This window comes from Neorhizobium puerariae, from assembly GCF_042429745.1.
Taxonomy (GTDB): domain Bacteria; phylum Pseudomonadota; class Alphaproteobacteria; order Rhizobiales; family Rhizobiaceae; genus Neorhizobium; species Neorhizobium puerariae.
Map to the genome: position 1 here is coordinate 1 of NZ_JBHMAA010000006.1, position 14,802 is coordinate 14,802.

Below are 14,802 nucleotides of genomic sequence, written 5' to 3' on the forward strand. Positions count from 1 at the left end.
CGGCCCGGTCGTCGACGACAAGCAGTTGAAGCAGGACACCGACTACATCGAGATCGGCAGGCAGGAAGGCGCCCGGCTTGCCTTCGGCGGCGAACTCGTGAAGCGCGGCACCCCCGGCTTCTACCTCCAGCCCACCCTCTTCACCGAGGCGACCAACCAGATGCGCATCTCGCGCGAAGAGATCTTCGGGCCGGTCGCATCGGTCATCCGCGTCAAGGACTACGAAGAGGCTCTTGCCGTGGCCAACGATACGCCGTTCGGGCTTTCGGCCGGCATCGCGACGACGAGCCTGAAGCATGCGACGCACTTCAAGCGCAACTCGGAAGCCGGCATGGTGATGGTCAACCTGCCGACCGCCGGCGTCGACTTCCACGTCCCGTTCGGCGGCCGCAAGGCCTCCTCCTTCGGGCCGCGCGAACAGGGCAAGTATGCCGCCGAGTTCTTCACCGTCGTGAAGACCGCATACACCCTGGCCTGATAGAACCCGGTCCTAACAAAAAAAGCGCTGCCGTCCCGGGATGGCAGCGCTTTTTTCATTCAATCGAAGCGGTTATTCGGCGGCAACGCCGGAGCGCTTCGGCAGCCTCCAGTTCGGGCGCGGAAAGTGGCAGGTATAGCCATTCGGGTAGCGTTCCAGATAATCCTGGTGCTCCGGCTCCGCTTCCCAGAAGTCACCAACCGGAGCCACTTCCGTCACCACCTTGCCCGGCCACAGGCCCGATGCATCCACATCGGCAATCGTATCTTCGGCAACCCGCTTCTGAACATCGTTTTCGTAAAAGATCGCCGACCGGTAGCTCGTGCCGATATCGTTGCCCTGCCGGTTCCTCGTGCTCGGGTCGTGGATCTGGAAGAAGAATTCCAGAAGGTCGCGGTAGCTGGTCTTCGACGGGTCGAAGACGATCTCGATCGCTTCGGCGTGCGTGCCGTGATTGCGATAGGTGGCGTTCGCAACATCGCCGCCGCTATAACCGACGCGGGTGGAAATCACACCCGGAAGACGCCGGATCAGGTCCTGCATGCCCCAGAAACAACCGCCCGCCAGGACGGCCCGTTCGGTAGTCGTCGTCATGCTTTCCTCCTTCGGTTCTGGATTTGCCACTTAAATGGCGACCCCGGGAAGAAAATTCAACGTCGGGCCGTTTCTCGCCCTATCCGGCGGCATCGACAATCGGCCGAACGGCTGCCTCCATGCTGTGCCGTGTCGTGCCCGTGACAATGACGCCGAGCAGCGGCGCGGCGATGCCAACCTCCTTCAGCTTCGGCATGTCATCGGGCACAAAGCGCTTCTGGCTCGGCGCGATGACCGGAATGCCGGCCTTGGCCGTAATGTCCCCATAGCGGACGATATCGGTCTCGTCGAGCGGCTTGCCATAATCGGCAAAGGACGCGACCGAAGCCTCCATCATCGCGCCGGGGATTTCGAGGATCTTCCTCAGGTCCTCGTCGGTGCTCTTTTCGCCAAGCGCCGGCATCGGGCGAAGCCTCGACTCCAGCAGGTGAGGCTGCATGTCGCTGAAATAGATGTTGAAGCCCTCGAAGCCGAGCTCGGCGAGTGCATCCATCTCCGGGGGACTCGGCACCTTCTCCTGACCCGCCATCACAAGCAGCGGTGCGCCCAAAGTCGCAAGCTTCTCGTAGAAAGGCCGCTCCTCGCCAAAGCTGCCGAAAGTCGTGCCCGTCGCACGGTGGTAGGCGTTGAGATGCACCTTGATGGCGAAGGCCCCCGCTCCGAGCGCGGCCTTGGCAAGATCGATGTCATGCCGGGCAAGCGAGACGATGACCGGAAATTCGCCGCCGCGCAGCGCCTTGGTAAGCCTGGTCTCGGGATAGATCGGCATCGGGGAAACCTCAGTTCAAACGTTGACCGCCATCGGCAGCGAAGAGGTGAAGATTGGCGAGTTCCGGCCGGACGCGGATCGTGGCGCCGAGAGAAAGCGATACACGCTCGCGGAAGACGCCCGTGACCTGCGTCTCGCCGAGCTTCATCGTCACCTGGGTTTCGGAACCCATCGGTTCGACGAGGATGATCTCCGCCGGCACGCCATTGTCATCGAGCGCAAAATGCTCCGGCCGGATGCCATAAACCGCCTCGCGGTCGCGAAACTCATGCGCGGATTCCGGCAAGGGCAACAGAATGCCCGGTGCCGAAAACCCCTCCGCAGTGATCGTCCCACTGAGAAAGTTCATCGCCGGGGAACCGATGAAACCCGCCACGAACTGGTTCGCCGGCTTATCGTAAAGGTCGAGCGGCGCGCCGATCTGCTCCACCCTTCCGCCATTCAGCACAACGATCTTGTCGGCCATCGTCATGGCCTCTACCTGATCGTGGGTGACATAGATGGTGGTCGTCCTGAGCTTCTGGTGCAGGCTCTTGATCTCGCCGCGCATCACGACGCGCAGCTTCGCGTCGAGGTTCGACAGCGGTTCATCGAAAAGAAACACCTGCGGATTGCGCACGATCGCCCGACCCATCGCGACGCGCTGCCGCTGGCCGCCGGAAAGCTGGCGCGGATAGCGATCCAGCAGATGCGAAAGCCCGAGGATGTCTGCCGCCCATTTCACCCGTCCCGCGATCTCCGCCTTGCTGGTGCCGCGGTGCTCCAGCGAAAAGCCCATGTTCGTCGCGACCGTCATATGTGGATAAAGCGCATAGTTCTGGAACACCATGGCGATGTCGCGATCCTTGGGATCGAGGTCGTTGACCACCCGGCCGCCGATCCTGATATCCCCGCCGGTGATGGTTTCGAGGCCCGCGATCATCCTCAGAAGCGTGGACTTGCCGCAGCCGGACGGACCGACCAGCACGACGAATTCGCCGTCGCGGATATCGAGATCGACGCCATGGATGATGTCGACGGCGCCATAACTCTTGCGGACACGGGAAAGGGTAACTTCAGCCATCAATCAGATTTCCAGTTCTTCAGCCCCGTTGTTCAACCTTTGAGGCCGGTATGCGCGAGCCCTTCGACGAATTGCTTCTGCGCGATGATGAAGACGATGAGGACCGGCAGCGCGGTCAGCGTCGCTGCGGCGAGCTGAATGTTCCACATCGGCCCGCCATAAGCGTCGGTATACTGGGTCAGCGCCTGCGGCAGCGTGAATTTTTCCGCGCTCGACAGGAAGACGATCGGCTCCAGGAACAGGTTCCAGGAATGCAGGAAGGTGAAGATCGCGACCGAGGCGAGCGCAGGCTTGGCGAGCGGTAGTGCGATCTTGCGGAATATCTTGAAGCGTCCGAGGCCGTCGACGCGCGCCGCCTCCTCCAGTTCGCTCGGCAGCGTCACGAAGAACTGCCGCATGACGAAGGTGGCAAAGACGCTTGGCGCGCCGAAGATCGGCACCAGGATGAGCGGCCAATGGGTGTTCACCATGCCGGCCTTCAGGAACATCTGGAAGAGCGGCACGATCGTCACTTCCGACGGGATCAGCAACCCGAGCAGCACCACCATGAAGATCGCATTGGCGAAGGGGAACTTGATCCGCGCGAATGCATAACCTGCCATGGAGGACACGACCATCGTGCCGACCGTGACCACGGCGGCGATATAGGCCGAGTTCCAGTACTGCTGCACGAAGGGCTGCAGTTCGAAGACCTTGGAATAGGTCGTCCAGTCATAGCTCTGCGGGATGAACTGCGGCGGAAAGGCGAAGATGTCGTTAATCGGCTTCACCGAGGACGTCACCATCCACCAGGTCGGGAAGACGAAGGGGATGAGCAGCACGCACATCGCCCCGTAGAGGAACACCTTCAGGCGCGGAGACAGCTCAGCTTTCATAAAAGACGATCCTCTTGCGCATCTGCCATTGGGCGAAGGTCAGAACGGCGACGATCACGAAGAGCAGGATCGACAGTGTCGAGCCATAGCCGAAGAAATGGAACTGGAAGGCCTGCTGATAGAGGTAGTAGACAAGCACGGTGGTCGAAAGCCCCGGCCCGCCCTGCGTCAGCACCGCGATCTGGGCGAAGACCTGCAGCGACCCGACGATGGTGATGATCGAGGTGAGCAGGATCGTCGGACTGATCAGCGGCAGGGTGATGCGGCGGAACTGCTTGAAGCGCGGCGCACCGTCGATACGGGCGGCTTCATAAAGCTCGTTCGGCACGCCCTGCAGCGCGGCGAGGAACAAGATCATGTTGAGGCCGACATTCTTGAAGACCTGCACGACGATGACCGAGATCATCGCGGTCGTCTCCTCACGCAGCCAGTTCGGCCCCTCGATGCCGAAGACCTGCAGCATGCCGTTGATGCCGCCGTTCTTCTGCAGCAGGAATCCCCAGACGATCGTCCAGGCGACGAGCGACACGACGACCGGCGAGAAGAACAGCGTGCGGAAGATGGTGATGCCGGCGAGTTTCTGATTGAGCAATACTGCCAGCAGTAGAGCCAGCGACAGGTTGAAGACGACGAGCCCGGCTGAAAAGATGCCGGTCGCGCCCAGCACTTCGAGGAGGTTCGTATCCTCGACCAGCATCCGGTAGTTCTGCGCGCCCGTGTAGGTGAAGGTGTTCGCCAGCACGTTCCACTCGTGCAGCGAATACCAGAAGACCAGCCCCAGCGGGATCAGCACGAAGACGACGATGCCGATCAACTGCGGGGCGATGAAGAGGAAACCGGCGAGGCTGTCGCGCCGCGCAATCGTCCAGAACGGCGATGAGGAACGGCCTTCCCGGGTTGCATGGTCCTGCGCGACAGCCATCTGGTTACCCCTTTAGCGCTTCAGGAGCGGGCCGATCTGGCCGCAGATCTTCTGGAGCGTTCCCGGGATATCCGCATCCGGCTGCCAGACCGCATCGAGGCCGGAACGCACCGCCTGCTGGATCTGCGCAAAGCCGGTATGGCCCGGGATGACCTTGCCGGTCGCGATGCCGGAGATCACGACCTTGTCGATCTGCTCCTGGCTCAACAGCGGGTTGGTTTTCTTCAGCACCTCGGCGTTCAGCAGCGACTTGCGGGCCGAGGGGAAGAACTGGCCGAGCCTGGCCGAGTTTTCCGGGTTCGTCATGTAGGCGACGAATTCGGCGGCCGTCCTGGCGTTCTTGCCACTCTGCATCACGCCGATGCCGGCCTGGCCGATCAACGCGTAGTCGCCGGCCGGTCCCTTCGGCAGCGGCACCAGATCCCAGGCGAACGGCTTGTCCTTCGGCAGCAGCGACGCGCGGCTGATCTGGGTGATCGTCATTGCCGCATTGCCGGCGAAGAAGTCGACATTCTCGCCGGGGCCCGGCATCGCCTTCTTCTTGAAGATGGCGTCGTGAATGGTGGTGAGCGCGTCGACCATCGGCTTTTCGGTCATCGTGCAGGTCTTGCCGTCGGCGCTCCAGGGAGCGGCACCCCAACCATTCCAGATGGAGGAGAGATTCTGCCACATCTGGTAATTGAAGTCGCGGACGATCAGGCCGCCCTTGCCGCCTTGGCCGACAGCCGAAGCGGTTGCGATGGCATTGTCCCAGGTCCATTGGCCGGCGGCGATCAATTCGGCAGGCGTCTTGGTACCGGCGGCCTTGATGACGTCGTTGTTGACGAACATCGCAAACGGCGAGGTCGAGAAGGGATAGGCGTAGAGCTTGCCGTCCTTCGACCAGCGCTCGGCGGCAGAAGCGCTTACTTCGTCGAGATTGTAGCCCTTTGCCGCCTTCAGCGTATCGGTGAGCGGATAAAGCGCGCCGGAATTGACGAAGTCATAGGCCGCCGTCTCGAATATCCAGGCCATGTCCGGCGCATTGCCGCCGGCAATCTGGGTGGTGAGCGCGGTGGTATAGGTCTCGAACGGCAGCGACTCGTAGGTCACCTTCACGTTCGGATGATCCTTGCTGAAGCCCGCGGCGATCTCGTTGAAGAGCTTCAGATGCGCCTCGTTGGCGCTCCAGATGGTCATGCGCAGGTTGATGGCATCCTGCGCGCTGGCGTTGCCGCCCCAGGCGAGCGGCACGGCGACGGCAAGCGCCGCCACCGCCGATTTCAGGGTCTTGTGATAGTTCATTCCCGTTCCTCCTCCAAAGATTGGTTTCTTGGTCAGTATGCCGAGATGTCCGGCCAGCGGATTTCGATGCCTTCGCGGGTAAGCTCTCGCTGGAAATCGGCCAGATGCCCGTCGTCTGCCTGCACCTGATGCGGCTTCACCCCCTTCTCCAGGCAATAGGCCGCGAGCATGCCGGCGGCTTCGCCGACATTCCATTCGACCGGATGCAGGCGGTAGCAGCCATTGGTGATGTGGGTGGTGCCGATGTTCTTGCCGGCCGCGATGAGGTTCTTCATCCGCTGCGGCAGAAGCGAGCCGAGCGGTATCTCGAACGGGCAGGACGGCACGTCGATATAGTTGTCGCCGCCGGTCGAGGGATGCAGGTCGATGCGGTACATGCCGATGCCGATGCTGTCGCGATAGTTCACCGCGCCTTTCTCTCCGCGTACCGAATAGGAAAGATCCTGTTCGACAATGCGGGTGACAGGCTTCAGGCGGCGACTTTCGCGGATATAGGGCGCCATGGCGAGGCCATGTTCGGTGCCGGTGATGTCACCGCGCAGGCGCAGGCCGCGATAGCCCTGCCCGCCATCTAGGCGCGGTGCTTCCGTCTGCAGCCAGTAGAAAACCGAGTAGGAAAGATCGGCCGCCGATTTCAGGTGCTGCGCCTTTTCCTCCTCCGAGACGTCGATGATCGTGCCGTCCATGTAGTCGATCATCGGCCAGTTCACGAAGCAGATGTCGGACTGGTAGAAGCCGGGCTGGAAATTGCGCCGCGCCGCGATGCGGCGGAAAAGCCAGAGGTTCTCGTCGCCGCCACCCTTGCGCTGGTCGGCATCGACCAGCAGCGGGTCGTCGTCGACATTGGGCGTAAACGAGCGCGTGGTGAATTCCAGCGTACGCGGATGCGGCGCGGTGAAGCCGAGCAGCGGCCCGCCCCAGAAACGCGGCTGGTACTTGCGCCAGTAGTCGTAGTTCTCCGGCTTGTCGATCGTCTGGTCGCCATCGACGCAATCGACTGCAAAGCAGATCGACACGGCCTGGACGTTGTCCGGCTGCGCCTCAGCCGGCGCGCTCGGCTCGCCGGTATCGGACTGCGCCTCGAAACCCTTCATATATTCCGTGCCGGTCATCGGCAGGAGATCGCCGAGTTCGGTCGCATCGAGGATATAGTCCGCGGAGATGACGATCTCCCTGCCCGTGTCGCGATGACGAACGACGACGGAGCGCACGACATCGCCTTCGACATCCGCCGCAACCGGCCGGTAAGGCTGCAGCACCTTGAGCCGGCCGGCGCCGCGATACGGCATCAGCATCGCTTCCATGACCGCGAGGCTGACGCGAGGCTCGGCGCAGATGCGGCTCACCCAGCCGCCGCCCGGATTGAGGTCACCCCATGCGCGGGCGCCTTCGGTCAGCGGATAGTTGTCGCGGTAATACTGGCGGATGCCGTTGCGCAGCCTGCGATAAGAGCGGGTAATGCCGAACTGCTCGACCCAGGTATGCTCGTCGGAGGGCACGGCCTGGCTGGTCGACTGACCGCCGATCCAGTCGAACTCCTCGGTCATGATCACGCTTTTGCCGGCCCGGCAGGCGCCAAGCGCCGCCGCCACGCCGCCGAGGCCGCTGCCCACCACCAGAATATCCGCTCGCATCTCTTTTGCAGACATGTCTTTCACACTCGTCTCTTTGCTGGCCCGAGGGTTTCACCCTCGACCGGTTCACAGGTCAGAAGAATTTGTTCGATAGCCGCCGCCCCCTCGATGCGACGCACCAGCATGGCGGTCGCCTGCCGTCCCATCTCCTCGCGAGGAATATTGAAAGAGGTGAACTGCACATGGCTGCGTTCAGCGCGAATATGGCTGCCGAGCACAACGGCTGAAAAATCGCCGGGCAAGGACAGGCCCCGCTCGCGGGCAGCCACTTCCACGCGCACGGCATCGGCGAGTTCGACAAAAAAGACGACCGTGGCGCCACAGGACAAAAGCGCGTCGAGGATCTCCCCGGCCGGCCGGCCGGCATCGTCGACACGGAGAACCAGCTCGACATCATCAAGTAACGCCGCCGAAAATCCGCTCCAGCGATCGACGGTGGATTCGGCTGGTCCCGACGGGCCAATATAGGCCAGTTTCTCGTGCCCGAGGGCCTTCGCCTTCTCGACTAGCGCCAGCGTACCGTTCGTATAGTCGCCGCCGACATAGGGAACGGGTCCGCCGGCATCCTCCCGTCGACCGATCGCCACGAAGGGATAATCGCCCAGAACCAGCCGTTTCAGTTCGGCCCGGTCGAATTCGCGGCCGAGCACGAGGCAGCCATCGGCGATCCGAAGCCGGTTGCCATCGGCAAATATCTTGCGTCCCCTGCCGACACCGGCGCCGGTCAGGAGCAAAAGATCATAATTCTGCGCCTGCGCCTCCTCCTCGATGCCGAGCAGGAAGGGCGTGAAGAAATCCGCCTGCTCGCTCGGGAAAGCAGGCTCGTAGGTAAAGACGCCGAGAATGCGGTTGAGCCCCTTGGCCATGCGCCGGGCGATCGGATCGGCAACGTAACCCGTCGTGCGAATGACATGCTGAACACGTTCGCGGGTTTCCTGCGGGATACGTGCCAGAGCTGTAGGAGCACCGTTCAACACAAGCGAAACGGTCGCCTGACTGACGCCGGCCAGTTTCGCAATATCGTGCTGGGTCAAGCGCTTAGTGCCCGCCACGCGACATCCTCCTGATCTCCCCTTGACTGCTAATGCGTATTAGCAGCTAATACGTATAAACAGGATCGGGCCACCTGCTGTCAAGCCGGAAAATGGGGAACCGTCGATGAAGTTCGCGGAGCATTTGAAATCGTTGGAAATTTCCGGCACGCGCGTCTTCGGCGACAGCATCACCGCAGGCTTCAATGCCAACCAGCCGCATCTGGCCTGGCCGGCCCTGTTTGCAGCCGAGGTCGACGGCTTCCCGATCCGCAACCACGCAATCCCCGGCACTGTGCTGCAGGGCTCACGCCTTGCCGACGGCAAGCCGCGACCGGACAATGGCATCGGCCGCTTCAGACAGGCTCTCGTGGACACACCACCGCATCATGATGCGATCCTGATCCTGTACGGCTATAACGACGCCCGCTACACGTCGGCGCCCGAGACGATGAACGTCCGGAACTTCAGTCGCGACTACGCGCAAATGCTGGAGGAACTGGTCAGGGCCGGCCACGCGAAAAGGCTGGCGATCGGCAGCCCGCCCTATATTCCCGATGCAGGTTTTTCAGTCGGCAGCACCGGCTTCAGCGGCCAGACGCGATCCGGCTTCGAGGACTATGCCGAGGCCGTGCGCAAACTGGCGCAAAGCTTCTCGATCTTCTACGCGCCTGTCTACGAACGCATGAAGGCCGAAGGAGATGGCGTGCTCGCCTCACCCGATCTGACCCACCCGAACGATGCCGGCCATCGTGTCATTTTCGAAGCGTTCCGGGACGCGGAAATCCGCCAGGAGACGGCAGTCGCTTAGCGCCGGATGGCGAATTGGAAGACCTCCTCCTTCGGCTCGACGCCGAGGCCGGCGCCGGTCGGCACCACATAGCTCCCCTCGCCGGACGCCATGTCGCCCTTCGTATGGGTGAGGTTCCGGTCGAAGATCGAGTGCTGGTATTCGTGATAGGGCACGTTCTGCAGCGCCGACGACGCCTGCAGGCTGGCAGCCATGAAGATGCCGACGCTGATCGAGGCATGCGGCATGATGTTCATGTGGAAGGCCTGCGCCATCTGGCCGATGCGGATGAATTCCGTGACGCCCGTATGCCCCATTTCCGGCTGCACGATGCTCATCGCCCGCGCCTCGAAGCGCGGCCGGTATTCGTAGGTGGTGCGCAACTCCTCGCCGAGCGCCAGCGGCACGCCGATGCCCGCCGCCACCCGCGCCTGGCCTTCGAGGTTTTCCGGCTGCACCGGCGCTTCGGCGAAATAGAGATTATAGGGTTCGAGCCGGCGGATGATGCGGATCGCCTCGCCCGCCTCGAACTTCCAGTGCAGGTCGACCATCAGGTCGATATCCGGGCCGACGGCTTCGCGGAGCGCCGCCATCTCCTTGACGATATCCTCTTCGGAGACCACCGCCGCGAACTTGATGCCCTTGTAACCCTTGCCGACCCAGTAGACGGCAAGGTCGCAGCGCTCCTTCAGCGTCGCCTTCGGCAAGCCGGAGACATAGGCGCGGATCGTGTCGTGCCGCCGCCCGCCGAGCAGCGTCGAGACCGGTACGCCGAGATTCTTCCCGGCAAGGTCCCAGAGGGCGATATCGACGCCCGCCAGTGCATCGAGATAATAACCGCCGAAGAAACCGCGCACCCGCATCAGATCGTAGAGGTCTTCGTGGATGACGGCCGCATCGCCCGGATCGCGGCCGATGATGACCGGACCGAGCACATCGTCGATGATCGCCTTTGTCGCCTCCGGCGCGACAATGCCGTAGCACTCGCCCCAGCCCACCTTGCCGCTTTCGCCCGTCGCCTTGATCAGCAGCGTCATATCGGTCGAGGGATAGATGGTGCGGTTGCCCTTGCGGATCAGGTAACCGCGCTCGTTGATCGCCTCGCCTTGCCTGAGAGGCCCGAGATAGGGCACCTCGCGCGGAATGGAGATGATGAAGGTCTCGACAGAGACGATCGCATCGACGACGTTTTTCGGCCCGGATTTTGACATGGGACTCCGGCTCAGTTCGGCTTGTGGTTGGTATAGGGCAGATCGGCCTCGGCCAGAAGCAATGCCAGCTCCTTGCGGTCGCCATCATCGAATTTCGGCCCCTTGCCGCGCACGAACGTATTCCTGATGACGCCGCGGCGGCGCAGCACTTCCTTGGTCATGTGCATGCGGAAGATGGCCTGGAAATTCAGGAGCGGCAGCGAGACATTGTAGAGTTTTCGCGTCGTCGCCACGTCGCCCCTCTGCCATGCATGGATCATCTGCGCATGGATATCGGCAAGCTCGGCGGCCGGCATTGTGCCAGCAGCGCCCCGCGACAGTTCGTCTGTAATGTAGCGCCCGCCGGCCCCGCCGAAGATCGCGTCCAGCGAACCGTTGGCAGCAGCCTTGATGCGGGTGAGGTGCTGGCCGCAGGGCGCGGTCTCCTCCTTGACGTAACGGATCTCCGGAACCGCATTGGCGACGGCAGCGACCTCTTCCGGTGTCAGCCCCGCGCCGATCGGCTTCGGCTGGTTCTGCAGCATGATCGGCACGCCCGCGTTGGCCGCTACCTGCCTGAAATAGGCGGTCTGCGCCGCAATGTCATTGCCCAGTGACAAGGGCGCCATCACCATCGCCGCCCCTGCCCCGATCTCGGCCGCCTGCGCCACATGCTTCGCCGCGGCCTTCGGGTCCGGATCGCTGGCGCCGATGATGATCGGGATACGCCCGCCGATACGGTCCGCCAGCAGTTCCACCTGCCGCTTGCGTTCTTGCCAGCTCAGCGTATCCACCTCGCTCGCCACGCCCGGATAGACGACGCCGTCCACCTTGCTTTCCAGGGCGAAGTCGATGATCGACAGGAAATCCTGTTCGTCGATCGAGCCGTCGTCGCGAAACGGCGTGGGAAGAACGGGAAAAGCTCCGGCTAAGGTTTTGGTCATTTGACTGCTCCGGCGGTGACGCCCTGAATGAAGTAACGTTGGAGGAACATGAAGGCCACGACGATGGGAGTGGATGCGATCAGCGATGCCGCCATGGCGCCGCCCCAGTCGGAATTGACCTCATTGAGATAGGTGAGAAGCAGGCCCGGCCCGATCGTGCGCTTCTCGTCCGAAACGATCAGCGTCATGGAATAAAGAAGGTCGTTCCAGGACCACATGAAGGAATAGAGGAAGACGGTCACGATCGGCGGGATCGAGATCGGAATGACGATCGTGTGGAAGATCCTGAGATCGCTTGCACCATCGGCCCGTGCCGCATCGATCAGCTCGTCCGGCACCTGCGAAAAATAGCTGTAAAGCATGTAGGTCGAGACCGGCAGCGCGAAGACGATATAGCTGAGGATCAGCCCCAGCCGCGTATCGAGCAGGTTCAGTTCGCTCATCAGCGGATAGATCGAGATCAGCAGCAGGCCGAACGGGAACATCTGCGCCGACAGCATGAACAGCATCACCGGCTGGCGTCCGATATAGCGGTATTTCGCGAAGCTGAAGCCGGCATAAAGCGCCAGTAGAGTGACGAGCGCGGCACTGCAGGTCGAGGTGATTAGGCTGTTCATCAGATACATCGGCAGCTTGCCGGTGGTCAGCGCCCTGATGAAATGTTCGAGACTCGGCACGGTCGGAAATGGCGTCGGCACAACCCGGTAGAGCTCGGCATTCGCCTTCAGCGACGAGATCGCCAGCCAGTAGAGCGGGAAGAACAGGAAGAAACCGATCACGAGGGTGGCGAGGCCGAAGACGATCTTCGCTTGTTTTGAAGACAGATCGAACATGGTCAGTTACCCTTCACCAGTATGCGCAGATAGAGGAAGGCGGGCGGCAGCAGCGAGCAGACCCAGAGCACGCCGACTGCGGACGCAAAACCGATATCCCACTGTTCGAAAGCCCGCCGATAGACCTCGACGGACAGCACCGTCGTCGCCCGCACCGGCCCGCCGCCGGTCAGCGCATAGATCGTGTCGAACTGTTGCAGGTTGCCGATCACTCCGAGCACCACGACGATGATCAGGACCGGGCGCAGATGCGGCAGGATATGGTCGCGCAGTACCGCCCAGTTGCCGGCGCCATCGACGCGGGCCGCATCGATCTGCTCCTTGTCGAGGCTCTGCAACCCGGCGAGGAAGAAGGACATGAAAAGCGGGATGGAGAGCCAGATCTTGGTGAGCACCACGGCGAGCATCGCCCCCTCCGGCGTCGAAAGCCAGGCCTGCGGGAAGTCGATGAGGCCGAGTTCCATCAGGAAGGCATTCAGCACGCCGTAACGGGAATTGAAGATCCAGCCCCAGATGAAGGCGCTCACCGTCGACGGCAGCACCCAAGGCAAAAGCGACAGCGAACGCAGCACACCGCGCCCGGCAAACGGCTGGTTCATGATCAACGCCCAGCCAAGGCCAACCACCAGCGTCCCGACCGTCGTCAGCGCCACGTAGATGGCAGTGGTTGTGAAGGCTGCCCAGACATCCGGATCGGAAGCGATCCTAGAAAAATTCTCAAAGCCGATATAACGCGGCTCCATCATCTCGACGGTATATTCGAACAGCGACAGGCCAAGCGCCGAGAGGAACGGATAGAGGATGACCGCGCAGAACGCGACCGCCGCCGGCAGGAGCAGCAGCAACCCGATACGGTTCTGCCCCGCCTTCAGCCCGCCCCGGTTCGCATGCGGCGAGGCCGGATAGGCGAGCATGTTGTTTTCGATCACGGCCATGGGTTATTCCTGTTGGTATCAAAGCAAGCTGGCGTTCGAGGAGTGCCCCCTCACCCGGCCTCCGCTGCGCTCGGCCACCCTCTCCCCAAGGGGAGAGGAGAATCTGAGACATTGCGGCAGGTCTTCTTCTCTCCTCGCGGAGAAGGTGCCGGCAGGCGGATGAGCGGGCAGCGCCCCACTATTCCGACTTCTTCGCCTTCTCCATGCTGGTCGTCAGACGCGCCTGCATGGACTTGATCGCATCATCGGCCGACTTCTGGCCGAGCAGCGCGCCCTGTACTTCCTCGCCGATAATCGTCGTCAGCTCGGCTGCGTTCGACCAGATGCCGACCTCGTTGCGGCGTGAATCGCCCGTCGCTGCCGACCAGTTCCTCAGATAGGCGTCGCTGGCGACCGCCTCGCGCGCGGATCTGGTGACCGGCAATGCACTCATTTTCAACGGAAAATCCGTCTGCACCTTATCCGACGTGATGTAGGACAGGAACTTGTCGGCCGGATCGGCCGCCTTGGCCTTGCCACCGGTGGAAAACTGCACCAGAAGATGGCCCCACTGCACCGAAACCGGCTTGTCGCCCGCCTTCAGCACGGGGGTCGGCATGGGCAGCACGTTGGCGTCGAAGGCTTCCCCCTTGCCGGAAAAGTCGCGCAGGAAGGTGCGGGTCTGCGGAGCGTCGAGATAGAAGGCGGAGGCGCCCTGCCCCATCAGCCGGCGCGAATCCGGGCGGTCGATTTCCGGTGCCGCCAGGCGATCCTTCATCAGCCCCACCATGAAATTCAGCGCGTCACGGCTCTGTTGGCTGTCGACCACGACCTTGCCGCCATCATCGATGATCCGGCCGCCATGGACCCAGTTCCAGACCATGAAGTCGATCAGAATAGAACCGTTGTTCTTGGTGGCCATTGTATAGGGAACGGAATTCGGCACCTTGTCGCGCACGGCAATGAGCGCTTTCCTGAAGTCGTCGACAGTCTTCGGCGCGTCGGCGATACCGGCCTTGGCCAGCACTTCCTTGTTGGCGACCATGCCGATCGAGCCGGAGATCAGCGGCAGCGCGAGCTGTTTGCCGTTGATATTGCCCATGGCGAGCGCATCCGGCGCGAAGGTCGCTTCGAGCTTGTCCTTGCCATAGACCGCATTCAGATCGACGAGACTGTCGAGGCTCGCGAAGGTCGGCAGCCAGCGTTCGGAAAGCTGGGCGATATCCGGAAGGGTTTTCGACCGGGCGCGCAGGAAGATGTTCTTCTGCATGTCGCCCCAGGCGAAGCCAAGCGGTTCGACCGTCAGCCCCTCAGCCTTGCTGAAGCCGTCGAGGGTCGTCTGGACGATCGCCTTGTTGGCCTCTTCCGCATAGGTGAAGCTCATGAAGCTCAAATCGGCAGCCTTGGCTCCGCCCGAACCGAGGGCCAGCGCAACGGCCGCAGTCCCGATCATTCTGGTTATGCTGTTCATCATATCCTCC

General features: G+C 62.2%; 15 protein-coding genes. 2 read left to right on the plus strand and 13 right to left on the minus strand.

Translation table 11 applies throughout. The features are described from left to right. Nucleotides 1-478, plus strand: a 478-nt coding sequence (locus ACFFP0_RS03390) for an aldehyde dehydrogenase family protein (protein ID WP_377256227.1), incomplete at its 5' end; no start/stop codon positions are given. Nucleotides 479-550: 72 nt separating this feature from the next. Here the strand turns inward: ACFFP0_RS03390 and msrA are convergent. The 8 genes from msrA to ACFFP0_RS03430 form a co-directional block, all read right to left on the minus strand. Further along, on the minus strand, nucleotides 551-1,072 hold the full coding sequence (gene msrA / locus ACFFP0_RS03395) for a peptide-methionine (S)-S-oxide reductase MsrA (RefSeq protein WP_377256230.1): 522 nt from the start codon (nucleotides 1,070-1,072) through the stop codon (nucleotides 551-553). Between the two features lie 79 nt (nucleotides 1,073-1,151). Next, nucleotides 1,152-1,841, minus strand: coding sequence for a hypothetical protein (locus ACFFP0_RS03400; protein ID WP_377256233.1), 690 nt, complete (start codon nucleotides 1,839-1,841; stop codon nucleotides 1,152-1,154). Between the two features lie 10 nt (nucleotides 1,842-1,851). Further along, a complete protein-coding gene (locus tag ACFFP0_RS03405) occupies nucleotides 1,852-2,904 on the minus strand; it encodes an ABC transporter ATP-binding protein (protein WP_377256236.1) in 1,053 nt (350 codons plus the stop codon). A gap of 32 nt (nucleotides 2,905-2,936) precedes the next feature. After that, nucleotides 2,937-3,779 carry a carbohydrate ABC transporter permease gene (locus ACFFP0_RS03410; protein ID WP_377256239.1) on the minus strand — a complete coding sequence of 281 codons (843 nt, stop codon included), beginning with the start codon at nucleotides 3,777-3,779 and terminating at the stop codon, nucleotides 2,937-2,939. After that, complete coding sequence (locus tag ACFFP0_RS03415; protein ID WP_377256243.1) at nucleotides 3,769-4,701, minus strand: carbohydrate ABC transporter permease; 933 nt, start codon at nucleotides 4,699-4,701, stop codon at nucleotides 3,769-3,771. The genes ACFFP0_RS03410 and ACFFP0_RS03415 overlap by 11 nt, the downstream gene beginning before the upstream one ends. 12 nt (nucleotides 4,702-4,713) lie before the next feature. Next, nucleotides 4,714-5,985, minus strand: a complete 1,272-nt coding sequence (locus ACFFP0_RS03420) for an ABC transporter substrate-binding protein (protein WP_377256246.1) — start codon at nucleotides 5,983-5,985, stop codon at nucleotides 4,714-4,716. Between the two features lie 32 nt (nucleotides 5,986-6,017). Then, complete coding sequence (locus ACFFP0_RS03425; protein ID WP_377257032.1) at nucleotides 6,018-7,619, minus strand: FAD-dependent oxidoreductase; 1,602 nt, start codon at nucleotides 7,617-7,619, stop codon at nucleotides 6,018-6,020. A gap of 20 nt (nucleotides 7,620-7,639) precedes the next feature. Beyond that, complete coding sequence (locus tag ACFFP0_RS03430) at nucleotides 7,640-8,671, minus strand: LacI family DNA-binding transcriptional regulator (RefSeq protein ID WP_377256249.1); 1,032 nt, start codon at nucleotides 8,669-8,671, stop codon at nucleotides 7,640-7,642. A 106-nt stretch (nucleotides 8,672-8,777) separates the two neighbouring features. Here ACFFP0_RS03430 and ACFFP0_RS03435 point away from each other — a divergent pair, with 106 nt between their 5' ends. Next, nucleotides 8,778-9,461, plus strand: coding sequence for an SGNH/GDSL hydrolase family protein (locus tag ACFFP0_RS03435; RefSeq protein ID WP_377256251.1), 684 nt, complete (start codon nucleotides 8,778-8,780; stop codon nucleotides 9,459-9,461). On the opposite strand, the gene ACFFP0_RS03440 is transcribed toward ACFFP0_RS03435, so the two are convergent. The 5 genes from ACFFP0_RS03440 to ACFFP0_RS03460 form a co-directional block, all read right to left on the minus strand. Beyond that, on the minus strand, nucleotides 9,458-10,651 hold the full coding sequence (locus ACFFP0_RS03440) for a mandelate racemase/muconate lactonizing enzyme family protein (protein WP_377256254.1): 1,194 nt from the start codon (nucleotides 10,649-10,651) through the stop codon (nucleotides 9,458-9,460). The genes ACFFP0_RS03435 and ACFFP0_RS03440 overlap by 4 nt on opposite strands. 11 nt (nucleotides 10,652-10,662) lie before the next feature. After that, entirely contained in the window at nucleotides 10,663-11,574 is a 912-nt protein-coding gene (locus ACFFP0_RS03445) for a dihydrodipicolinate synthase family protein (RefSeq protein ID WP_377256257.1), read from the minus strand. After that, entirely contained in the window at nucleotides 11,571-12,407 is an 837-nt protein-coding gene (locus ACFFP0_RS03450; protein ID WP_377256260.1) for a carbohydrate ABC transporter permease, read from the minus strand. The genes ACFFP0_RS03445 and ACFFP0_RS03450 overlap by 4 nt, the downstream gene beginning before the upstream one ends. Nucleotides 12,408-12,409: 2 nt before the next feature. Then, nucleotides 12,410-13,342 (minus strand): carbohydrate ABC transporter permease, encoded by a 933-nt coding sequence (locus ACFFP0_RS03455; protein WP_377256263.1) that lies wholly within the window; start codon nucleotides 13,340-13,342, stop codon nucleotides 12,410-12,412. Between the two features lie 178 nt (nucleotides 13,343-13,520). Then, on the minus strand, nucleotides 13,521-14,792 hold the full coding sequence (locus ACFFP0_RS03460; protein ID WP_377256266.1) for an ABC transporter substrate-binding protein: 1,272 nt from the start codon (nucleotides 14,790-14,792) through the stop codon (nucleotides 13,521-13,523). Nucleotides 14,793-14,802: the final 10 nt, after the last annotated feature.

What these genes read in the sequence shown, in the direction of transcription:
- msrA (WP_377256230.1), bottom strand. Translation starts at nt 1,072, where the DNA reads ATGACGACGACTACCGAACGGGCCGTCCTGGCGGGCGGTTGTTTCTGG.
- ACFFP0_RS03410 (WP_377256239.1), bottom strand. Translation starts at nt 3,779, where the DNA reads ATGAAAGCTGAGCTGTCTCCGCGCCTGAAGGTGTTCCTCTACGGGGCG.
- ACFFP0_RS03445 (WP_377256257.1), bottom strand. Translation starts at nt 11,574, where the DNA reads ATGACCAAAACCTTAGCCGGAGCTTTTCCCGTTCTTCCCACGCCGTTT.
- ACFFP0_RS03425 (WP_377257032.1), bottom strand. Translation starts at nt 7,619, where the DNA reads ATGCGAGCGGATATTCTGGTGGTGGGCAGCGGCCTCGGCGGCGTGGCG.
- ACFFP0_RS03450 (WP_377256260.1), bottom strand. Translation starts at nt 12,407, where the DNA reads ATGTTCGATCTGTCTTCAAAACAAGCGAAGATCGTCTTCGGCCTCGCC.
- ACFFP0_RS03455 (WP_377256263.1), bottom strand. Translation starts at nt 13,342, where the DNA reads ATGGCCGTGATCGAAAACAACATGCTCGCCTATCCGGCCTCGCCGCAT.
- ACFFP0_RS03440 (WP_377256254.1), bottom strand. Translation starts at nt 10,651, where the DNA reads ATGTCAAAATCCGGGCCGAAAAACGTCGTCGATGCGATCGTCTCTGTC.
- ACFFP0_RS03405 (WP_377256236.1), bottom strand. Translation starts at nt 2,904, where the DNA reads ATGGCTGAAGTTACCCTTTCCCGTGTCCGCAAGAGTTATGGCGCCGTC.
- ACFFP0_RS03420 (WP_377256246.1), bottom strand. Translation starts at nt 5,985, where the DNA reads ATGAACTATCACAAGACCCTGAAATCGGCGGTGGCGGCGCTTGCCGTC.
- ACFFP0_RS03460 (WP_377256266.1), bottom strand. Translation starts at nt 14,792, where the DNA reads ATGAACAGCATAACCAGAATGATCGGGACTGCGGCCGTTGCGCTGGCC.
- ACFFP0_RS03415 (WP_377256243.1), bottom strand. Translation starts at nt 4,701, where the DNA reads ATGGCTGTCGCGCAGGACCATGCAACCCGGGAAGGCCGTTCCTCATCG.
- ACFFP0_RS03400 (WP_377256233.1), bottom strand. Translation starts at nt 1,841, where the DNA reads ATGCCGATCTATCCCGAGACCAGGCTTACCAAGGCGCTGCGCGGCGGC.
- ACFFP0_RS03435 (WP_377256251.1), top strand. Translation starts at nt 8,778, where the DNA reads ATGAAGTTCGCGGAGCATTTGAAATCGTTGGAAATTTCCGGCACGCGC.